The following is a 17040-nucleotide window of genomic DNA, read 5'->3' on the forward strand; positions in this document are numbered from 1 at the left end:
TTAGACCTTAACATTTACATCTCCGTTTGGGAGACCTCATCCCAGCTCAGCAGTTTGCCGGGATAGTCCTCCAGATGCTGGGATGCCGCTTCCCCGGAGGGGAACGCCAGCAGTGATTCGCCCATGGGACTGTTGACAACCTCGCTTTTCACAAACTGTGCCTCCATGGCGGGAAGCCATTCGCCGGGATCGGCATAGTTGCTGACCCATAACCTGGCACCTTCCAGCTCATCGCTGTTGGTTCGATGATAAACGGCCATACATTCAATGGCGTCAAACTTAAACGCTTTGCCTTTATCCGTAACAACCTGGGAGGCAAACCGGTTGTCGGTGATCATCATCTTACAGTGGGCACACTCGTCGCTTCCGTAATGCAGTTCGGCCGGTTCCTGGCTGCACGACGCCAGAAGGACCAGCAATGCCATCAGCAATATTTTTTTGATTGAGGTCATGGTTCAGTTCACTTCATTATTATGCAGCTGCTTTCTTGTTATCTGCCTGCTTTTTACCAGCTCCTTTTGAATTACCTGTTTTCCACCAGATCAGTCCCGCCACACTCATGGACAGCAGCGCTATATAAAACCCTATGTGAGGCTGAGATATAGCGTTAATATTCAACAGTTGCTTGCTGCCGATAAGCGGGGGCTGGTAGGTCATGCCCGGTACCTTGATCGGGGCATTGGGATTTAAGTTATGCCCGTAGTCATATCCCCAGATGTAGAAGTCCACCAGTCCCGCAATAGCCAGCAATACAAATATACCCAGCCAGGCCAGGATCCACTTGCGGTTGCCCCGCCATGCGATGGCCAGCCCGGATACAATCAGGAATCCAAAGATAAACGGCATGATCTTTAACTCGGGGATAGACTCCGGGTAAATCGGTTTCATCCCGATATAGTGATTCAGTCCATTTATATTCTCCAGGTCGTGGGGACTTTTCCCCTCAATATTGTTGACCGTAATATTCATACCGATGCCCTCCGGGTACTGCGGTGCTTCCATGCTGATACTCCAGAGCGGGAAAAAATAGATCAGGAGCAATAGCAGGGCGGCGAGGGCCATTCCGATTCTTTGTTTGGAGCTCATGGTTCTGGGTTCAATATTTATTTTTCAGTGAAAGGAAGAAGGGAGCTTTCACCCTCCCCTCTACAGGATTGAGATATTCTAATTGCCCGTACCGTATGACAACTCCACGTCGGAGTCAGCCGGTGAAACACGCACATAACCTGACATCTCCTGGTGCAGGGCGGAGCAGAAGTCGGTGCAGTAGAACGGCACTACACCCGCTTTTTTAGGTTCCCACTTGAGCGTAAGCGTTTCGCCCGGCATGATCAGCAGCTCGGCATTGTTGGCGCCCTTCACGGCAAAACCGTGCGGCACGTCCCATGCCTGCTCAAGGTTCGTTACATGGAAATAGACTTCATCCCCCACTTTTATACCCTCAATATTGTCGGGCATATAGTGGCTTCGGATCGCCGTCATATACACGTGAACCTCGTTACCGTTGCGCTCAACCCGCGCCTGCTTCTCGCTGGTCGTGGCGTGTGGGTGAGTTGTTTCTGAAAGATTGTAATACTGTTTCTGCCGCTCGATCACCTTTTCGGCTGCAATTCCCTGCGCGTAGTGCGGTTCGCCCTCGGTGGGGAAGTCAAGCAGCAGCTGCATTTTATCGCCGGAAATATCGATCAGCTGGGCAGAGTGAAACAGCTCGGGACCCGTGGGCAGGTAGCGATCCTTGGTGATCTTGTTAAGCGCCACCAGGTACTTTCCATCGGGATTTTGGCTGTCGCCGCCCGGAATCATCAGGTGACCCGGTGAATAGTACACATCGATTCGGTCTGTCACCTCCAGTGTTTCCACGTCCCACTTCACAATTTCAGAAGAGATAAAGGCCGTGGTATAGGCATTTCCCTCGCCGTCAAACTCAGTGTGCAGTGGACCCAAGCCCGGATCCTGGACTTCTCCGTGCAGGATGGAATCATAATCGAGAACCGGAATGCCCATCACTTCGCCGGCGAAATTCTCTTCGGCGATGGCCTGTTGAATCTTTTCAAAGGAGTGTACCGGAATCACAGTCGAGAGCTTACCCCCCGCTGCGATATACCGGCCGGTGGGATCCACATCCACCCCGTGGGGTGATTTGGGCGTGGGGAGGAAATACACGAGACCCTCCAGCTCCCGCGGGTCCAGTACGCGCACTTCTTCAATAACTTCACTCTTGGCGATACCGCCCTCTTCATGGTCGATGTAGTTGCGATAATGCTCGCCGGGTATCATCCGGCCCTCACCCTGGGCGGCATATTCGGCCGCTTTCTTCCAGTTAACAGCCGCGATAAAATCCTTGTCATTCTTTGAGGCGTTGATCTCCAGCAGCGTGTGGGCCTGCTCGCTGTTATAGCTCGTAAAGAAAGACCATCCGTCAGAGGGACCTTTTCCGGCATGTGAAAGGTCGTAGTTAAAGCCGGGCATCATGATCTGGAAATCGATATTCATCTCACCCTCTTCCGACACCTTGATAAAAGAGATGGTGCCCTTGAAGTTATCCTCGTAGGAATCGATAGGCACATCCATATTCTGCAGGTCCTCCTCGTCCATTGGTATGCTGAACCGGGTGGCCGCCGACACGTACTCCGTGTTGGGCGTCACAAAAGAGGAGGCGTGATTCCCCGCTGAGTTGGGGATCTCAATGATCTCCTGGGTTTTGAAATCATCCAGTCCAATTCGGGCAATTCGGGGCGTATTGTTTTCATTGATAAAGATCCAGCGGCCATCGGTCTCGCCGTTCGTTTGAGAAAGCTCCGGGTGGTGGGCGTCGCCCCAGGGCACAAACCCGTCGGTGGTCTGAAGCATCGCCTTGGTCTCTTCGCTGTAACCGTAACCATTCACCGGCGCCTGTGAGAACACCGGGATCGTAAAGATATGCCGGCCGGATGGTATTCCATATACACCCAGCTGGCCGTTATAGCCACCAGACATAAACCCGTAAAATTCGTCATGTTCACCGGGTGCTACATATACCTTTTGTGCTGCATCGGAACTCGATCCCAGATCGCCGTTCGAAGAACAGCCCATTGCCAGCAGTGAGAACATCACTACCGCAGCAAGCGACCAGAGCCCGATATGTGGAGTTGATTTTTTCATAGTACTATCTCGTTTTGTTGATTAGTATGGATTGTTAGTTGGTGTTTTCCATCTCGGATGCGAAATATTCGACAACGGCCCGGGCTTCCTCCCTGCTCAGTTGCTGATTCGGCATGGGCGTCAAGTATTCCCTGAACAACGCTTTCGGAATCGGGTGCTTTTCTACCATCTCATCGGGATTCAGGATCATATTCATCACGAAGGCCGGCGTCCGGGAATTGAGGATTCCGCCAAGCGGGGGCCCCACGTAGCGTTCATCCATTTTGTGGCAGGCCGAACACTTGACATCAAATATTTCGGCCCCTTTCTCGGCCAGTTCCGGGTCTACTTCCTGGATGGTTATCTCCTCCTTAACCGGGCCAATGCCGTTGGTCATCTCAAAATCGGTGAGTTCCGTATCGCTGTTACCGGAATCACTATTGCTATTTCCATTTGCCTCGGAGTTCTGTCCGCCGCAGCCCATTGCCACAAATGCAACTGCCAGGATTAAAAGACCAAAAGATGGTTTGAACGGGATCATGCTGTTGATTTTCATCGCTATTAAATTTTTAAGAGTATTTTGTCTTTATTATTAAGGATACAATGTTTATGCCAGAAATCGTTTATACCTGTATTTCCATCGTATTCTCTTTTTTTAGTTGATAAAACTGCTTTCTAAGGAGGTATCGCCGGGAACTGAAATCTTTTTATAATTTGAACAGGCAGCTCCATTCTGCGAATCTTGTTATAATGCAATAGGTGAAACAGCCATCTCTTGCATTTTTGCAACAGTCCGCATGCTTGAAGTTTTCTCGTGTCTATCAAAAACGGTTGCTAAGAATATTTCACCAGCCACACCTGGTTGTGCCGTATCTTCAACTGGCCGGCATAAATCTCGCGTCAGTCCCATACGGCACCTCCTTCAGGTGTTAAACGCAGATTCATTTTCTTGCCTTTATCAGCCAGATTTGTAAGCGTGGTTTCCTCCAGCATATTTTTTACCGCCCCGCGGGTCTCTGACCAGGAGTCATGCAGCGGACAGGGTTTTTGGACCCCGCAACCGGGCAGCCCGAGAGCGCATTCGGTAAGAAGCTCCGATCCATCAATGGCCACCACAATTTCCAGTAACGTTATCTCATCCCCCGGCTTTGCAAGCTTTATTCCCCCATTTGGGCCTTTATAGGACTCCATAAGCTCCGCTGCCGAAAGCTGTTGCAGGGTTTTGGTCAGGAAATGGAACGAGATATCCAGCTTTTCGCTCATCTCCCCGATTGATATATACTTCCCGTTGTCGTGGGAAGCCAAATAGAGGGCTGCTCTTAGCCCGTACACGCATGATTTGGATAGCAGCATAATTTCAACATATTTAAGAGTATTTTGTCTTAAATTAAATAGCTATCCTGCAATAGTCAATATATTTTTACGCTTTCTTTCTCATCCACAAAACGTGGCCAGGGACCCGCGGCTTCCGGAACTTAGATATGACGGCACATCGGTACTACGCCGCTCGTGGAAGGAGATCATTTTTTTACATAAGAGCCTCAATCACAGTAGGAAAGCCCGAGCTGGCTGGTCACCTGCTGCCAGTCTATGGCCGTAACGCTTCCATCATCATGAACGGGATAGAAGGCGCCCTGTGGAAAGTCCCCAAACGACTGCTGGGTCAACCAGATGCCATCCGTATTACGGGTGATTTCGCCTTTAAAGGTGCCGATATAATCAAGCGATTGCCGTTCAAAGACCTGGAACTTGTTTTCTGGCGACTCATGCTGATCGGTCATAATCCAGTAGCCGCTGCCATCTTCGCAGGTGTACAGGGCGATGCCTTCCGGCTCGCTGGTAAAATATAGATCAGAGATCAGTTCGCCGGTAAAGTTGCCCTCCAGGTCATACACTTTTACGCTACGCTGGTCAAAGGCTTCATCGGCGATTAACAGGCGGTTGTGAACGGGATCCGCAAAAATGGACTCCACTTTGTGGAGAACGCCTTCACCCGTAATATCTCCAAACAAGTTCATGTGCTCAGCTTGCAGCGAATCACCAGCCAGGCTGAACCGGAAGTGGTGGACTCGCTCATCCAGCTCGCCCTGCGGGGGATATCCCTCGAGAGCGGGATTGTAGTTGTCGGTCACATACAGCTCGTACTGCTGCTGATCGTTTTGGAAGACCGTCAGCCCGTACGGAAGGCGCAGGTCCTCATGCGTCATGGAACCCAGGGATTCAAACTCCGGCAGGCTGAACAGCTGTATCCGCTGGTTGTCACGCTCTACGACTAATACCAAATCGTCGATAACCGCAATGCCGTTGGGGCGCTCAAACTGACCCGCGCCGGCGCCACTGCCGCCAAACCGTTTGATGAGGGAGCCGTCGGTGGCATCGAACGCGATAATCGTATCACCCTCCTTGGCGGTGGCCAGCAGCCAATGCTGCCCGTCGGGTCCGTGCCAGACGGCAGGACTGTCCACATTGTCGCCTTCGTCGCGGTCAGTATGAAATGCCTCTTTTATTACAACGGTATTGGAGGATTCCTGACTCTTGCTGTCCGGCTGTTCGCAAGCCACCGCAATAAAAAGCGTGATTAGAAAAAGAGATCGACAAATATAAGTTGAAAAAAGATGCATACGATATGAGGGTATAAAACTTTATGAAAAATGAAATACCTGCACCCGATACATGCCTCATGCCTGGATGCAGGTATAAATTACATTCGTTACAGGCTTAATTTCACGCCAAGTTTACCCTGGAATGAGTAAAACTCCTGTTGCTCAGGCCGGGTGGGAATGCCGTTGTAATAACGAAGTGGCTCATTGGTCAAGTTGACGAGATCGGCAAACACCCGGACGCTGGGTGTTACCTGCTGGCTCAGCGACAGGTCGATCTGGGTGCGTTTATCGTAGTACCGATCGTCGCTACTGACTTCCCGGATTTCATCCACAAATTCACCGCTGTAGTTGAGCGACACTCTTCCGCTGAACCCGTACTTTTCGTACGAAAGCGCAATATTGGCCACATCAGCGGCCTGTCCGGGCAGCGAAACAGTCCGCGCGTTTCCGCCTTTGGTTGTCAGGCGGGCCTCTGACCAGGTGTAGGTGTAATTTGCATAAATTCCGAATCCGCTGGCAAAGCCTGGTAAAAAGGTAAGCTGACGCTGCAGGGCCAGCTCAAAGCCGATCAAGTCGGCATCGTCGCCGTTGATCGGCTGTTCTGCCTCGAAACCATCATAGGGAGAGTTGGGGTGCTGCAGGTCAAACAACGCCGTGTAAATAAAGTTGTCGATCTTCTTATAAAACGCGCCGGCGGAGAGGATCCCGATGTTGCTGAAATAATACTCTCCCATCAGGTCCACATTCATGGACCGCGCCGGTTCCAGGTCCGGGTTACCGAGCTCAATCTCTTCGTCCGGCCGGGAGACGATCTGGTACGGAACCAGGTCAAAGTAGTTGGGCTTGGCATAGGTGTTGGTCCAGGCCAGGCGCAGGTTGGCTTTATCCTGCAGGTCATACTTCAGATGCACCATGGGAAGAATAAAATCAGAACTATTTTGTTCGCTTACCGATGGAATTGGCTGAACCAACTCTTCATTTTGATCGTACTCAATAATATTCCCTTCGTATTCCGTGGCCAGGTGCTCGTATCTTGCCCCGAGAAGAGCATTAAATCTCCCGAAATCCATGTCGGTCATTACATATCCGGCGTAGGTATCTTCCGTGGCATTGTAATCTTCAGCGTTGGATGATTCAATGGTGTCCTCCTGATCGAGCTCAAAATCCGACCGGTTATTATCGAAAAGCGCATTCATCCTGTTGCCGGAGGTGAATAAGCCGATGCCGCCGGCATAATTACCAGCCAGGTAGTCACTGTCTTCGAAATTCCCGAGGATCTCCTGGTAGGTGGTGTTCCCGTTATAATCGCCATAAATATTCTCGGTAAGTACCCGATCTTTGCTTTTGAACCTACCCAGCCCACCGAGTTTTACGGATCCTGAAATCCCCGGGGAAAGCGTGAACTCCCGTGCTACATTCAACCGGGTGGTAATATGCTGGTCGGTGGTTAGCTCGGAGGCGTCGCCGAATTCATCGAACTCAAAAGACCCGTAGTTATACACGCCGGCGGCTGACGGGGCCTGCGCGGTAGTGGAAAACTGCGGGTAGTCAGGATCGGTGTCGTCAAAACGGATAAACTCGATATCATCTCCGCTTTGATCCTCAAACGCCTGGGCAAAAATAATTTCGCGGTCGCTTGGGGTATCCTGGTCGGAGTAGGAGTAGGAGAGCCCGTAGTCTAGCACCAGGTCGCTACCCAGTAGATGCTCACCACCCGTCGATACACTGAAAATCTGCTGTTGTTCCAGCCGGTCTTTAAATTCTCTATAGACCTCATCGGCCGCCATGCCCAGCAAACGCCGGTATTCCTGGTCGGCGAAGTAGTTGTAACTGGTATTCAGGAAGAGTTTGGAATCCCTGTTAAAACGATAATCGAAATTGGCCGTGGTTCCGAAACGCTCGCGTGTGAGTTCGTAATCGCGCAGTTCCATCTCCTCGATCGCGCCTTCATCATATGCCATCTCATTGTTATCTGAACCGAGCGAAAACTTGTTGTAATTGGCGCCGATCATGTAGCCAAACTGGTTATCGTCGCCCACGCGCTGGCCGTAATTTATTGATCCCCTCCCTCCGAACGGGGTGAGATCACTCACATTATTGTGGTATCCGCCGTTGGCCGTGATGTTCAGCAGCCTGTTTGCGGAGATCGCCGACTTGGTTTCCAGGTTGACCGAACCGCCTATGGCATCGCCGTCCATATCCGGTGTAATGGCTTTGGTTACCTCGATGCTCCCAAGTACGTCAGAGGGGATCATATCGAGTGCGATGGAGCGGCCGTCACCCTCGGGGGCGGCTATCTGTTCGCCGTTGATGCTGATATTACTCAAACTGGGGCTGGTGCCGCGGATCTGCACGTACCGCGCTTCGCCCTGGTCACTCTGGATGTTGATGCCGGGAATGCGCTTTAGCGATTCCCCCACATTTGGATCCGGAAACGTGGATATCAGCTCGGCATCGATGATATTTTTAATATTCATCGCCTCTTTCTGCCGGCTCAGCGCCCTGGATTGCCCTTCCCTTACGCCGTTGACCATAATACCGTCCAGCTCCACAAAGTTGTCGGTCAGGGCGATCTCCAGGTCGGTCATTTCACCAGCTTTGACTTCGACGTCTATCTGCTGTGTTTCGTATCCCAGATAACTGGCAACAATAGTGTATGAACCCGGGTTAAGGCCGCGAAAAACGAATCGGCCATCCCGGTCGGTACTCGTCCCTTTAGAAGTGCCTTCCAGTTTTATATTGGCACCCGGCAGGGCCTCACCTCTTCTCTCGTCCAACACTTCTCCTCGTATTTCTCCATCCTGGGCATACCCTGAAAAAGATATTCCCAAAACTAAAAGGGCACTAAAAATTATTAATTGTAGTAATCTGTACATTTTATCCTTCGTTTTTCAAAATTAAATTGAAAGGAGGATACAAATCACTTGTGCCCTTAGTATTTACAGAATGTTATGGGTGTGTAATAGTTCAATGAACTCAGTGTTAAGAAAGGGTGCAGCTCTAAACAGATCTTTGAGGAGACAGGGTAAATGGTGGTATTCGGATGATCGATTCAATCCACTGATTCTTAATCTTCAAAGATAATAAACCAGTACCTGCGAAGGGACTAACTCGATTTAGAGAAATTTATTTAACGTCAGCTCGGTTCAATAATTTGGCAGAGCCAGCACTTTCTTGTCAATAAAACCGTGTTGCAGTAATAAAATAAATGTTATTGGACATTCTTATCCCGAGTTGACGTTTTTATATCTGCAGGTTCAGATTAAAAGGAGATGGCTAGTCTGCTAATTGGCTGACCTTTTGAGGAGTCATTGAGTAATTTATTTTTGGACGAATTCCATTAATTCCTGATAGGATAAAGCTCCAGCATATCTTTTTATCTCCTCATTGTTTCTAATTAGTAGCAGTGTTGGTAATCCTTTAACATTATATTTCTCCGCCACTCTTTTATGCTTTACAGTATCTATTTTAACAACAGTACAGCCCACATTTTCAGATTCTGCCAATCTTTTCAAGGACTTATTCATCATAATACAGGGTCCGCACCATTCTGCCCAAAAGTCGACAAGTACCAACTCCTGTCTTTGCAGAATTTGCTCCAATTCGCGTGCATCAACCTCATTTACGGCGCTTTCCCGCACCTGGTTTCGGGAATGGGTTTTTCCACGGGTGATTTTTCGCTTCACCGAAGCCAGCGGCCAGCGGATGATGGCAAATACATTGCTGATCATCAGTATGAGAAACAGGAAAAGATGTCCGGCAACTCTCAATGGAAGCAGATAGTTCCTGGATTTATTATCGGTTAACCAATCTTCAAGTTGATTTAGCTGGGTTAGCATGAATGTTGAATTTATTTGAGTGCGTATGACAACCTTGCGCATAACCGGCCTGCTGCTGAATGGCAACTAATGAAAGATGAGTTTTATAACCAGGAGCGGCAGGGAATTGGAGAGATATATCCTCTTTATATGGAGTTAGCTGGCCGGTTAATAATGAACCTGAATTTCATCTTCGTCAATTTCTATGACTGTATTTTCTTCGAATAGAGACCGCAATGTTTCAATATTTTGCTGGAATAGACGAATTAAGTCATTATTGTTAATATTTCCGGTCGAGACAACCAACAGTTTCTGTGGATGACCTTCCAAAATATAGTTATCCAAAAAATCACTGTCTTTTGAAATCACAATTCTATTCTCTCGGTCGGCAACTTCAATTATCTCTTGGTCTGAAGTAGCATTTTTTTGTGGTAATTCAAGAGTATGCTTGCTGTCAATATCTTTAGTGGATAAAAACCGGGCTAACCGTCGTGGTAGCTGAGCATCTACTAAAACTTTCAATGAACTATTTTTTGCGACTTTTTAGTTTGGGTAAGTCGAGCAGCATATTCCAAGCATGCCAACAGATCTTCTTTTTCTAAATCCGGATAATCTTCAAGTATTTCTTCACTACTCATGCCTGATGCCATCAGATCCAACATCGAATCGACTGGATAACGCAGTCCACGAATTGTCGGTTTACCATGGCAAATATCCGGTTTTTTGGTAATTCTATTTAAGAGTTTTTGACTCATAACTATAACCTGTTTTTTCTGATAATACACAATCAAATAACGATTGACAACCTCAAGTAATTTGGTGCCTTTTTGTGAGGACAGCTAACCTCTAATTATACCAACAAGGGTAGCATATAAAAATTGACCTGCAAATAATATGAGAGGCATCCCTGATCATATAAATCACGGTTCATATTCTGGGTGTCAATTTAGAACTGTGGTTCACTTAATAGCTGCGATGAACTGTGCATTTCCACTGTGCAAAATCGGTTCCTGCCCATCACAAGTCTTCGACTACACAAAAGGAATGGATAAAACGCCGGCTACTGCAGTACAAACCGGAAGGTAATGGTTCCCCACTGGTTCTGCTGCGGCACGCCTGCGGGCAGCCGCGAGAAGCGCCAGCTGCGGAGGGTGCGGATCACTTCGCGCTCGAGCTCGGCGTTCATTTTTTTCAGGGGGATAATGCGCCCGATTGTTCCATCCGGTCTTACCTCAAAACGTATGGTAATCGTGGCTTCCGAATCCGCCACATTGTCCGGCAGCGGCTGTACCATGGGCGCCCTGTTGATATTGCCTTCAAAACTCAGGTTGTAGGGAGACGATTTTTCCGTATCGGTGCCGGTTCCCTGGTCGGCATCCATCTGTCCCTCGGCTCCCTCCTGGTCGCCGCTGGTTTCCGCCCCTTCCTCAACGGTTTCTGCCTGTTCCGTTTTGGGTGGGACCGTAACCTCCTCCTGCTGTTCCTGGGCCGTTTCCTCCTGCGGTTCAACCTTGTCGGTATCCGGAGTCTCCAGTTCCTCTTCCTGGATCTCCTGTTCCTGGTCGGGGGCATCTACCGGCTTGGTGGTCTCTTCGGTGGTGGCCTCCTGCTGTTCCTCGGGCTGGGTTTGTTCCGGCTGCGGCTCTTCAGGCTCCGTTTCGGAAGGATCCGGGCGCGTGGCGACCTGTTCGGCCTGTTCCTCGGCATACTCAGCCTGCGTTCCGGTGCGAAACTCTCCAAATTCAACCTCGATAAACGAGGGACGCAGATTTTGATTAATGCTGAATGTATAAAGCAAAAAGAAGATCAGAAGCACAAGATGCAGCCCTCCCGTTACCGTCAGGGCAAATCGATCCTCTTCTTTTATCTTTTCCAATATCATGCTAGTCTAACTGGACCCTCGTTCCGTTGCCATGATTATACGCAGGTCTAGTGCTTTGGCAATATTCATCACCCGCACCGCATTATCGATAATAGCGTCCTTGTCAGCCCGTAAAACGAGAGTGCCCTGCGGTTTGTTATTCCGGGCTTCCCGAATGGCGGAGGCCAGCATTCCGGTACTGGCCGGTTCACCGTCAACAAAGAATTTGCCATCCTGGGTAACAGTCACTGTTATGTACTGGGTCTGGGTTTCAGCGCCCGTCTCCGCTTTTGGAATTTCCACCTTGATGCCGTAGTTGGTCACAAACGACGATGTAAGCAGAAAAAAGATAAGCAGGAGCAGTACAATATCGGTCAGTGACGACTGTGAAAACAGTGTAAGCGGCTCCAGGCGGTCATCATCTTTTCTAAAATCCATTGTTACATCACTCCTTTATGTTCTTTTTCGGCATCTTTCTTCCGGGATGGAGTCTGCAGCATCTCAATAAAGTCAGAAGATGCATTCTCGAGCTCGTGCACCATCCTGTTAATCTTGCCCAATAAAAAGTTGTAAAATCCATAGGCAAAAATACCCACAATAAGACCGGTGGCCGTGGTAATCAGGGCCTCCCATATTCCACCGGCCAGCACGCTGGGATTTACATTTCCCTGCAGCGCCTGAATATCCATAAATGCCTCAATCATACCGGTTACCGTACCCGTAAAGCCAACCAGGGGCGCCACACCGGCGATAGTGGCCAGCCAGTTCATCCGTTTCTCCAGGTGAAAGATCTCTTTTTTGCCGGCATTATGGATCACATCCTCAATATCACGAATGGGGCGACCCAGGCGACGTATTCCCGCTTTCAAAATACGCGCAAGCGGTTTGTCGATACCGTCGCAGTAGGTCAATGCCCGCTGGCGGTCGCCATCCTTGAGCATGCTTTCAATAGTGCGGAGGAACTTGTCGATCTCCATGCGGGAGTTGTTGAGCGACCGCCACCGTTCAGCGATGACATATACCGCCAGCACTGAAAGTATGAACAGCGGAATCATCAGAATTCCGCCTTCGACGAGCAGGTCAAAAATTGACATCGATTGTTGCTGCAGTGCCACGCCGGCTGTATCCTGGGCGGCACCTGTGGTATCAACTTGTTGGATCAGAAAAAATAAGATAGCGTACATATACAAAAAGGTTTTCGTTTGTTACCTAATACGTTTAATAAAAAAGTTGTTGCTTAGTGAACCGGGCAGCTTTTGAGCAGTTTCCTGCGCATCAGCGATCGTCTTGAACTGGCCCAGCCCAATTCGCCAGTATTTTTCGCCATTTACGATGGCGGATACCAGTATGGTCCGGTATCCCTCCTGACGCATATTGTGATATATTTCTCGCGCATTTTTCTGGTTTTGCATTGAGTGGACGACAATGGTGTACCCATCATTCGCTTTTTTATTCAGCTTGCCCGTCAGACCATAAACGGAACTGGCCGCCGAATCGTCTCCATCATCACTTGCTACTTCATTCGCCGTTTCAGGTTCCGAATGTTCCGACTCTTGCCCGGCTTCGGGGCTGTCTTGCGGTGGTTCTTGCCGACTCGCCGTTTCGGAACCGGCATCCGGTTCCCGGTCGTTGCCTTCTCCGGCAGACCCATTTTCCGTTTCCGGTTCCACCGAACCATTCTGCTGGGTCACCGCTGCCACCCCCGAATCATTGCTCATATTCCGGGAAGAGTCTGGCTCAGATGTCCCTGCCATATTATACACCAGCCAAACTGCTATGGCAACAAAAATGACGGAGGCGGCGGCAATCATTACAAATGATGCGGTCTCGTCGCTCTTTTTTTGCTCTCCCGCTCCGTTGGCTGTCACCTTTTTTGTCGACTCCGGTTTCTCTTCGGGTACAGGAACAGGCTTCTTCACTTCCCGGGGTTCCTCCCGCTCATCCAGCATCGGCTCTTTCCCGGACTCCTTTGGCTTTTGCTGGCCGGGATCGCCTGTTGTTTCATCAGCCGCCGGCTCCTCTTCCCCCTGTATTTCGGCATCGGGTTCAGAATCGCTCTCCTCTTCCGCCGTGGATTCGGGAGACTGTTCTTCATCCTCCCAGCCCCAGATGTCTTCATCCTCGGGCCAGACCTCGCTTTCCTGGTACTCTTCGGCCGTCTTCCGGTCGTCAACCTCATCCTCCTCTTTCTCTGCGGATGGGGTGGCGGGACCGGTCATCTCTTCAGGCTCTTCGTAGGCCCCGATCAGCTCGATCGGCTTCATGCCCGCATATTTGTTGTTGATCTCCGTCCGGAGTTCCTCCGACGGTTCAAATGTCAGCTCCCCCTCCTTTGTAAGGAACCGACCGAATTTTTCTATTTCAAATCCTTCCTCCTGTTCTGCGACCTTGTGAATCCGGCTGATCAGTTCAACAAGCTGCTCTTCGGCCTGTTCGGTCGACATTCCTGTTTTTTGTGCCAGTAGCTCAACCAGTTGTTCTCTGTTTATTTTCATACCCCTAATCTAACCTTTGTCCGGAATAAACGTGATCACATCCCTGGGTGGTACCATCACCACCTGCCCATTTGCGTGCTGCTGCTGTCTCTGTTTTAAATGTATCTGTTTAAATGTGCCCAGCCCCCTGATCTGTATCTCATTTTTCCTGGCTACCTGATCGCGAACAATATCGGCAAAAGCGTCGAGAAATTCTTTCTTCATCTTAGTCCAGCTTTATGGTTACCCCTCCATAGGCCTGAAAAGGACGCTCTTCGTATCCATCCCAAATTTCGTATTCCTGGCTCAGCAGGTTCTTCATTTTGGCATACACCCCGATACGGTCGGTAATCTGAATGTCGACCTGTCCACCGAGCATGAAAAATCCTCCCAGTGTGGTGCCGGAAAGAGCCGTTCTTTCACTGACATAATCAGCCCACGCCTCAATCCTTAATTTTTCAAAAAACTTGGCCGATGCTCCCGAATTGACTCCCCAGGATTCCTCGAACGGGATATCATTGCCGTTACTCAGTTTTGGCTGCTGGACATATACCCTGGCATCGATCCAGAACTTTTCAGGCACCAGCTGGTGGGTCGCTCCAACTTCGCCCGTGACCTTGTTGGCATCCATATAATTGATGCGATAGTACCCGCTTTGGTTACTGCTGGGAAGCGCGCTCCGTCCAAAATAGGCGTAATGCTGAGCCTGCATGTATCCCACCCGGGCATACATGGAACTGCCGGGCAGGTACTCCAGGTTAATGCTGCCGCCCGCCTCCGTCCTGTATGTGTGACGCAGTGGAGTCTGATGATTCAGAAACCGGTTCAGGTTGTGCAGATTCTCAATCGTTTGAACTTTGGGACTCCCGGAAAGCTGGCCGGAAATCGTCAGATTATCCCCGATCCAGTGCTTGATACTCAGCGAGAAGCCGGGATAGACTTTATCCTCGAAAGGGTTTGAGGTATAAACGGCACCGGCACCGGCATCTACCTGTGTGCTGTAGTCCAACAGGCGGCTATACTGGCCTCCCGCCTGCAGCGTCAGCCAGTTGTTGTTGCCCTGGGATCTGAGATTATAACTGCCTCCCCTGCCCGAGGCATACAGCCCGTATGTTTCCTGGAGACGGCTGCCCGCCCATTCTTTCTCAAAATCTCCGGAGAAGACCGTCTCTGCAGCACTACCTCCGATATCACCCGCTTCCATCGTCATATCGAACCAGCGGACTCCAATGTCGGCATTCCAGCCCTCGATGGAGTTTTTATATTGGTCCAGCGCCGCTCCCGCATTGACCCCGGTGTATTTTTTCCTGGGACCCGGGGGGACATCCACCAACAGGGTATTCAGATTATCCAGCTGGAAAAGCCGGTTAAAGCTGCTTTCGGCGCCTCCCAACAGCTTGAGAGAGGTGTTGCTGTTAATTTTCGTGGCGTATTCAGCGTCAGCATCAAAAAAGCGGAAACTGCTGTTTTCCGTATCCAGGTGACCGTCCGAGGAGTGGTAATCCAATCGCCCGCTGGCGTAACTCGTTTGCGAGAACCGGTTGAATCCCCAGAACTCCAGCTCCGGACTTACAAAGCTTCCTGCTCCCGCCCTGCCGAATGCACGAATTTCCTCCTCGTAGTGCAACGGATCGTAGGCGGGAGGGGCGGGGCGGCTCAGGTCGGTAATCGGCAGGTTGGCCACGACCTCTTCATCCGTTTCCATAAACGGCTGCCGGTTCGGATCCACCTGGTACACGCTGGGTTCCGGATTGAATCCCAGGATGGGCTGGCGTCGCAATCCCGGGAACCGCGCCGTAAACTCACTCCGAATTTCAATATCCTGGGGATCGATTTCCGGGAGAAGATTGCTTTGGGCATCCCCCTGCTGAGCGTAAAGATCAGACACACTCAGCAAGGCGGTGCATGAAAACAGGAACAAAAATGATAAACCCAGCCGCTTCATATTGCCTTTATGGTTTGGTTCAGTTTGCATCAAAGGTACTAATTTTTCTTCAAGGATTAAGGCACAGAGTGATATAAACGCCAACTATTCTTACTTATTGGTGACGTTTCTGTTTCCCGGCAGTTTTGAACACGCAGAGCACACTTCTCAAAACCCTTCAGGGTCTGGACGTTTTATACAACGGGCTTGCCCTGCTTTGTGGCCCTGAACTTGTCAACAGCCAGGAGAATCGGGGTCAGAGTGCTGACCATCAGCACCATGGCGGCATGGGTGACAGTGGCATAGGCGATACCTGTAACTGCCGGAACTGCAAATAAAATGAGCAGCGTCTGCTTTACAAAATAATGGTAGGTTCCCACCCCTCCGGGCGATGGTATCGCGATCCCGATCGCCGAGATGACGGTAATGACCAGGGCATCCAGCAGTGAGAGATCAAATGTTGTCTGCATGTCAAACATCCAGAACGGGATATAGGACATGAGCGTATACCCGACCCAGATCAGGCCGGTCAGGAGCACAAAAAGCCACCAGCGCTCCACCTCACGTGCAGCGGCGAGCCCCTCCCAAAACATCCGGAACAGCCTGCGGAGGCGCAGCACCCAGTACCCGAGCCATTCAAACTTTTCTGCCAGCGCCACCAGCATTTTCCAGGCGAGCAGCAGCAGTCCAAGGACCACGCCCCCCGCCAGGAGCAACCCGATTACCGTTTCCAGGGTCATGCCACCGCTGAAGAAGTCAACCGTCTGCCGGCCGAAAATCTGGCTTAGCAGCGATAGGTCGGTCACCAGGTACACCGAAACAATGAACATAAGAAACGCCATCACCCCCAGGTCAATTGCGCGTTCCAGCACAATGGTACCGATCAGTTTTGAAGAGCTCAGGTCCTCCCGCTTTGCTACATATACCGGCCGCGTCACCTCTCCCAGCCGTGGGAACACAAGGTTCAGCATGTAACCCGCCATCACCCCGGAAAAAAGAGTGAACCGGTCCAGGTCTTTTTTATCGTGTTCGATCAGCAGTTTCCAGCGCTCGGCTCTCAGGTAGTGACTGATAATTGCCACGATGACAAACGGGAGCACCCATCCAAAGCTGATCTGGCGCGCGTACTCCCATACTTCGCTGAATACGACATTGCGAAATGCCAGCCAGAGGAATACCCCGCCGACAGCAATAGTTCCCCCAATTTTCAGACCTTTTTTTAACATCAGGTTATCGGTGC

At 50.3% G+C, this 17040-nt stretch carries 18 protein-coding genes; all 18 read right to left on the bottom strand.

What is annotated here, in order from left to right; translation table 11 throughout:
• Positions 1-14: 14 nt before the first annotated feature.
• A complete protein-coding gene (locus ACG2E4_RS07885; protein ID WP_395257609.1) occupies positions 15-452 on the bottom strand; it encodes a nitrous oxide reductase accessory protein NosL in 438 nt (145 codons plus the stop codon).
• Between the two features lie 19 nt (positions 453-471).
• Entirely contained in the window at positions 472-1086 is a 615-nt protein-coding gene (locus ACG2E4_RS07890; RefSeq protein WP_395276204.1) for a hypothetical protein, read from the bottom strand.
• Positions 1087-1164: 78 nt separating this feature from the next.
• Positions 1165-3090, bottom strand: a complete 1926-nt coding sequence (gene nosZ / locus ACG2E4_RS07895; protein ID WP_395257699.1) for a Sec-dependent nitrous-oxide reductase — start codon at positions 3088-3090, stop codon at positions 1165-1167.
• An 85-nt stretch (positions 3091-3175) separates the two neighbouring features.
• A complete protein-coding gene (locus ACG2E4_RS07900; RefSeq protein ID WP_395257613.1) occupies positions 3176-3676 on the bottom strand; it encodes a c-type cytochrome in 501 nt (166 codons plus the stop codon).
• A gap of 189 nt (positions 3677-3865) precedes the next feature.
• Positions 3866-4030 (bottom strand): hypothetical protein, encoded by a 165-nt coding sequence (locus tag ACG2E4_RS07905; RefSeq protein WP_395276205.1) that lies wholly within the window; start codon positions 4028-4030, stop codon positions 3866-3868.
• Positions 4021-4473 carry an RrF2 family transcriptional regulator gene (locus ACG2E4_RS07910; protein ID WP_395257615.1) on the bottom strand — a complete coding sequence of 151 codons (453 nt, stop codon included), beginning with the start codon at positions 4471-4473 and terminating at the stop codon, positions 4021-4023. The genes ACG2E4_RS07905 and ACG2E4_RS07910 overlap by 10 nt, the downstream gene beginning before the upstream one ends.
• A gap of 188 nt (positions 4474-4661) precedes the next feature.
• A complete protein-coding gene (locus tag ACG2E4_RS07915; protein ID WP_395276206.1) occupies positions 4662-5681 on the bottom strand; it encodes a phytase in 1020 nt (339 codons plus the stop codon).
• A 149-nt stretch (positions 5682-5830) separates the two neighbouring features.
• Entirely contained in the window at positions 5831-8599 is a 2769-nt protein-coding gene (locus ACG2E4_RS07920) for a TonB-dependent receptor (protein ID WP_395276207.1), read from the bottom strand.
• Positions 8600-9043: 444 nt separating this feature from the next.
• On the bottom strand, positions 9044-9562 hold the full coding sequence (locus ACG2E4_RS07925) for a thioredoxin family protein (RefSeq protein WP_395276208.1): 519 nt from the start codon (positions 9560-9562) through the stop codon (positions 9044-9046).
• Between the two features lie 147 nt (positions 9563-9709).
• Positions 9710-10063: a DUF5615 family PIN-like protein gene (locus ACG2E4_RS07930; RefSeq protein ID WP_395276209.1), complete on the bottom strand. Its 354-nt coding sequence runs from the start codon at positions 10061-10063 to the stop codon at positions 9710-9712.
• Positions 10060-10296: a DUF433 domain-containing protein gene (locus ACG2E4_RS07935; RefSeq protein WP_395257625.1), complete on the bottom strand. Its 237-nt coding sequence runs from the start codon at positions 10294-10296 to the stop codon at positions 10060-10062. Before ACG2E4_RS07935 ends, ACG2E4_RS07930 begins: the two co-directional genes overlap by 4 nt.
• A gap of 305 nt (positions 10297-10601) precedes the next feature.
• Entirely contained in the window at positions 10602-11417 is an 816-nt protein-coding gene (locus ACG2E4_RS07940) for an energy transducer TonB (RefSeq protein ID WP_395257627.1), read from the bottom strand.
• Positions 11418-11429: 12 nt separating this feature from the next.
• Complete coding sequence (locus ACG2E4_RS07945) at positions 11430-11840, bottom strand: ExbD/TolR family protein (protein WP_395257629.1); 411 nt, start codon at positions 11838-11840, stop codon at positions 11430-11432.
• Between the two features lie 2 nt (positions 11841-11842).
• On the bottom strand, positions 11843-12586 hold the full coding sequence (locus tag ACG2E4_RS07950) for a MotA/TolQ/ExbB proton channel family protein (protein WP_395257631.1): 744 nt from the start codon (positions 12584-12586) through the stop codon (positions 11843-11845).
• Between the two features lie 21 nt (positions 12587-12607).
• Positions 12608-13897, bottom strand: coding sequence for an SPOR domain-containing protein (locus tag ACG2E4_RS07955; RefSeq protein WP_395276210.1), 1290 nt, complete (start codon positions 13895-13897; stop codon positions 12608-12610).
• Between the two features lie 9 nt (positions 13898-13906).
• Complete coding sequence (locus ACG2E4_RS07960; protein ID WP_395257635.1) at positions 13907-14101, bottom strand: HU family DNA-binding protein; 195 nt, start codon at positions 14099-14101, stop codon at positions 13907-13909.
• A 1-nt stretch (position 14102) separates the two neighbouring features.
• Complete coding sequence (locus ACG2E4_RS07965; protein WP_395257637.1) at positions 14103-15851, bottom strand: hypothetical protein; 1749 nt, start codon at positions 15849-15851, stop codon at positions 14103-14105.
• 143 nt (positions 15852-15994) lie between these two features.
• Positions 15995-17026, bottom strand: coding sequence for a lysylphosphatidylglycerol synthase transmembrane domain-containing protein (locus ACG2E4_RS07970; RefSeq protein WP_395257639.1), 1032 nt, complete (start codon positions 17024-17026; stop codon positions 15995-15997).
• Positions 17027-17040: the final 14 nt, after the last annotated feature.

It is taken from the genome of Halalkalibaculum sp. DA384, assembly GCF_043951955.1.
GTDB lineage: Bacteria > Bacteroidota > Rhodothermia > Balneolales > Balneolaceae > JAMQKA01.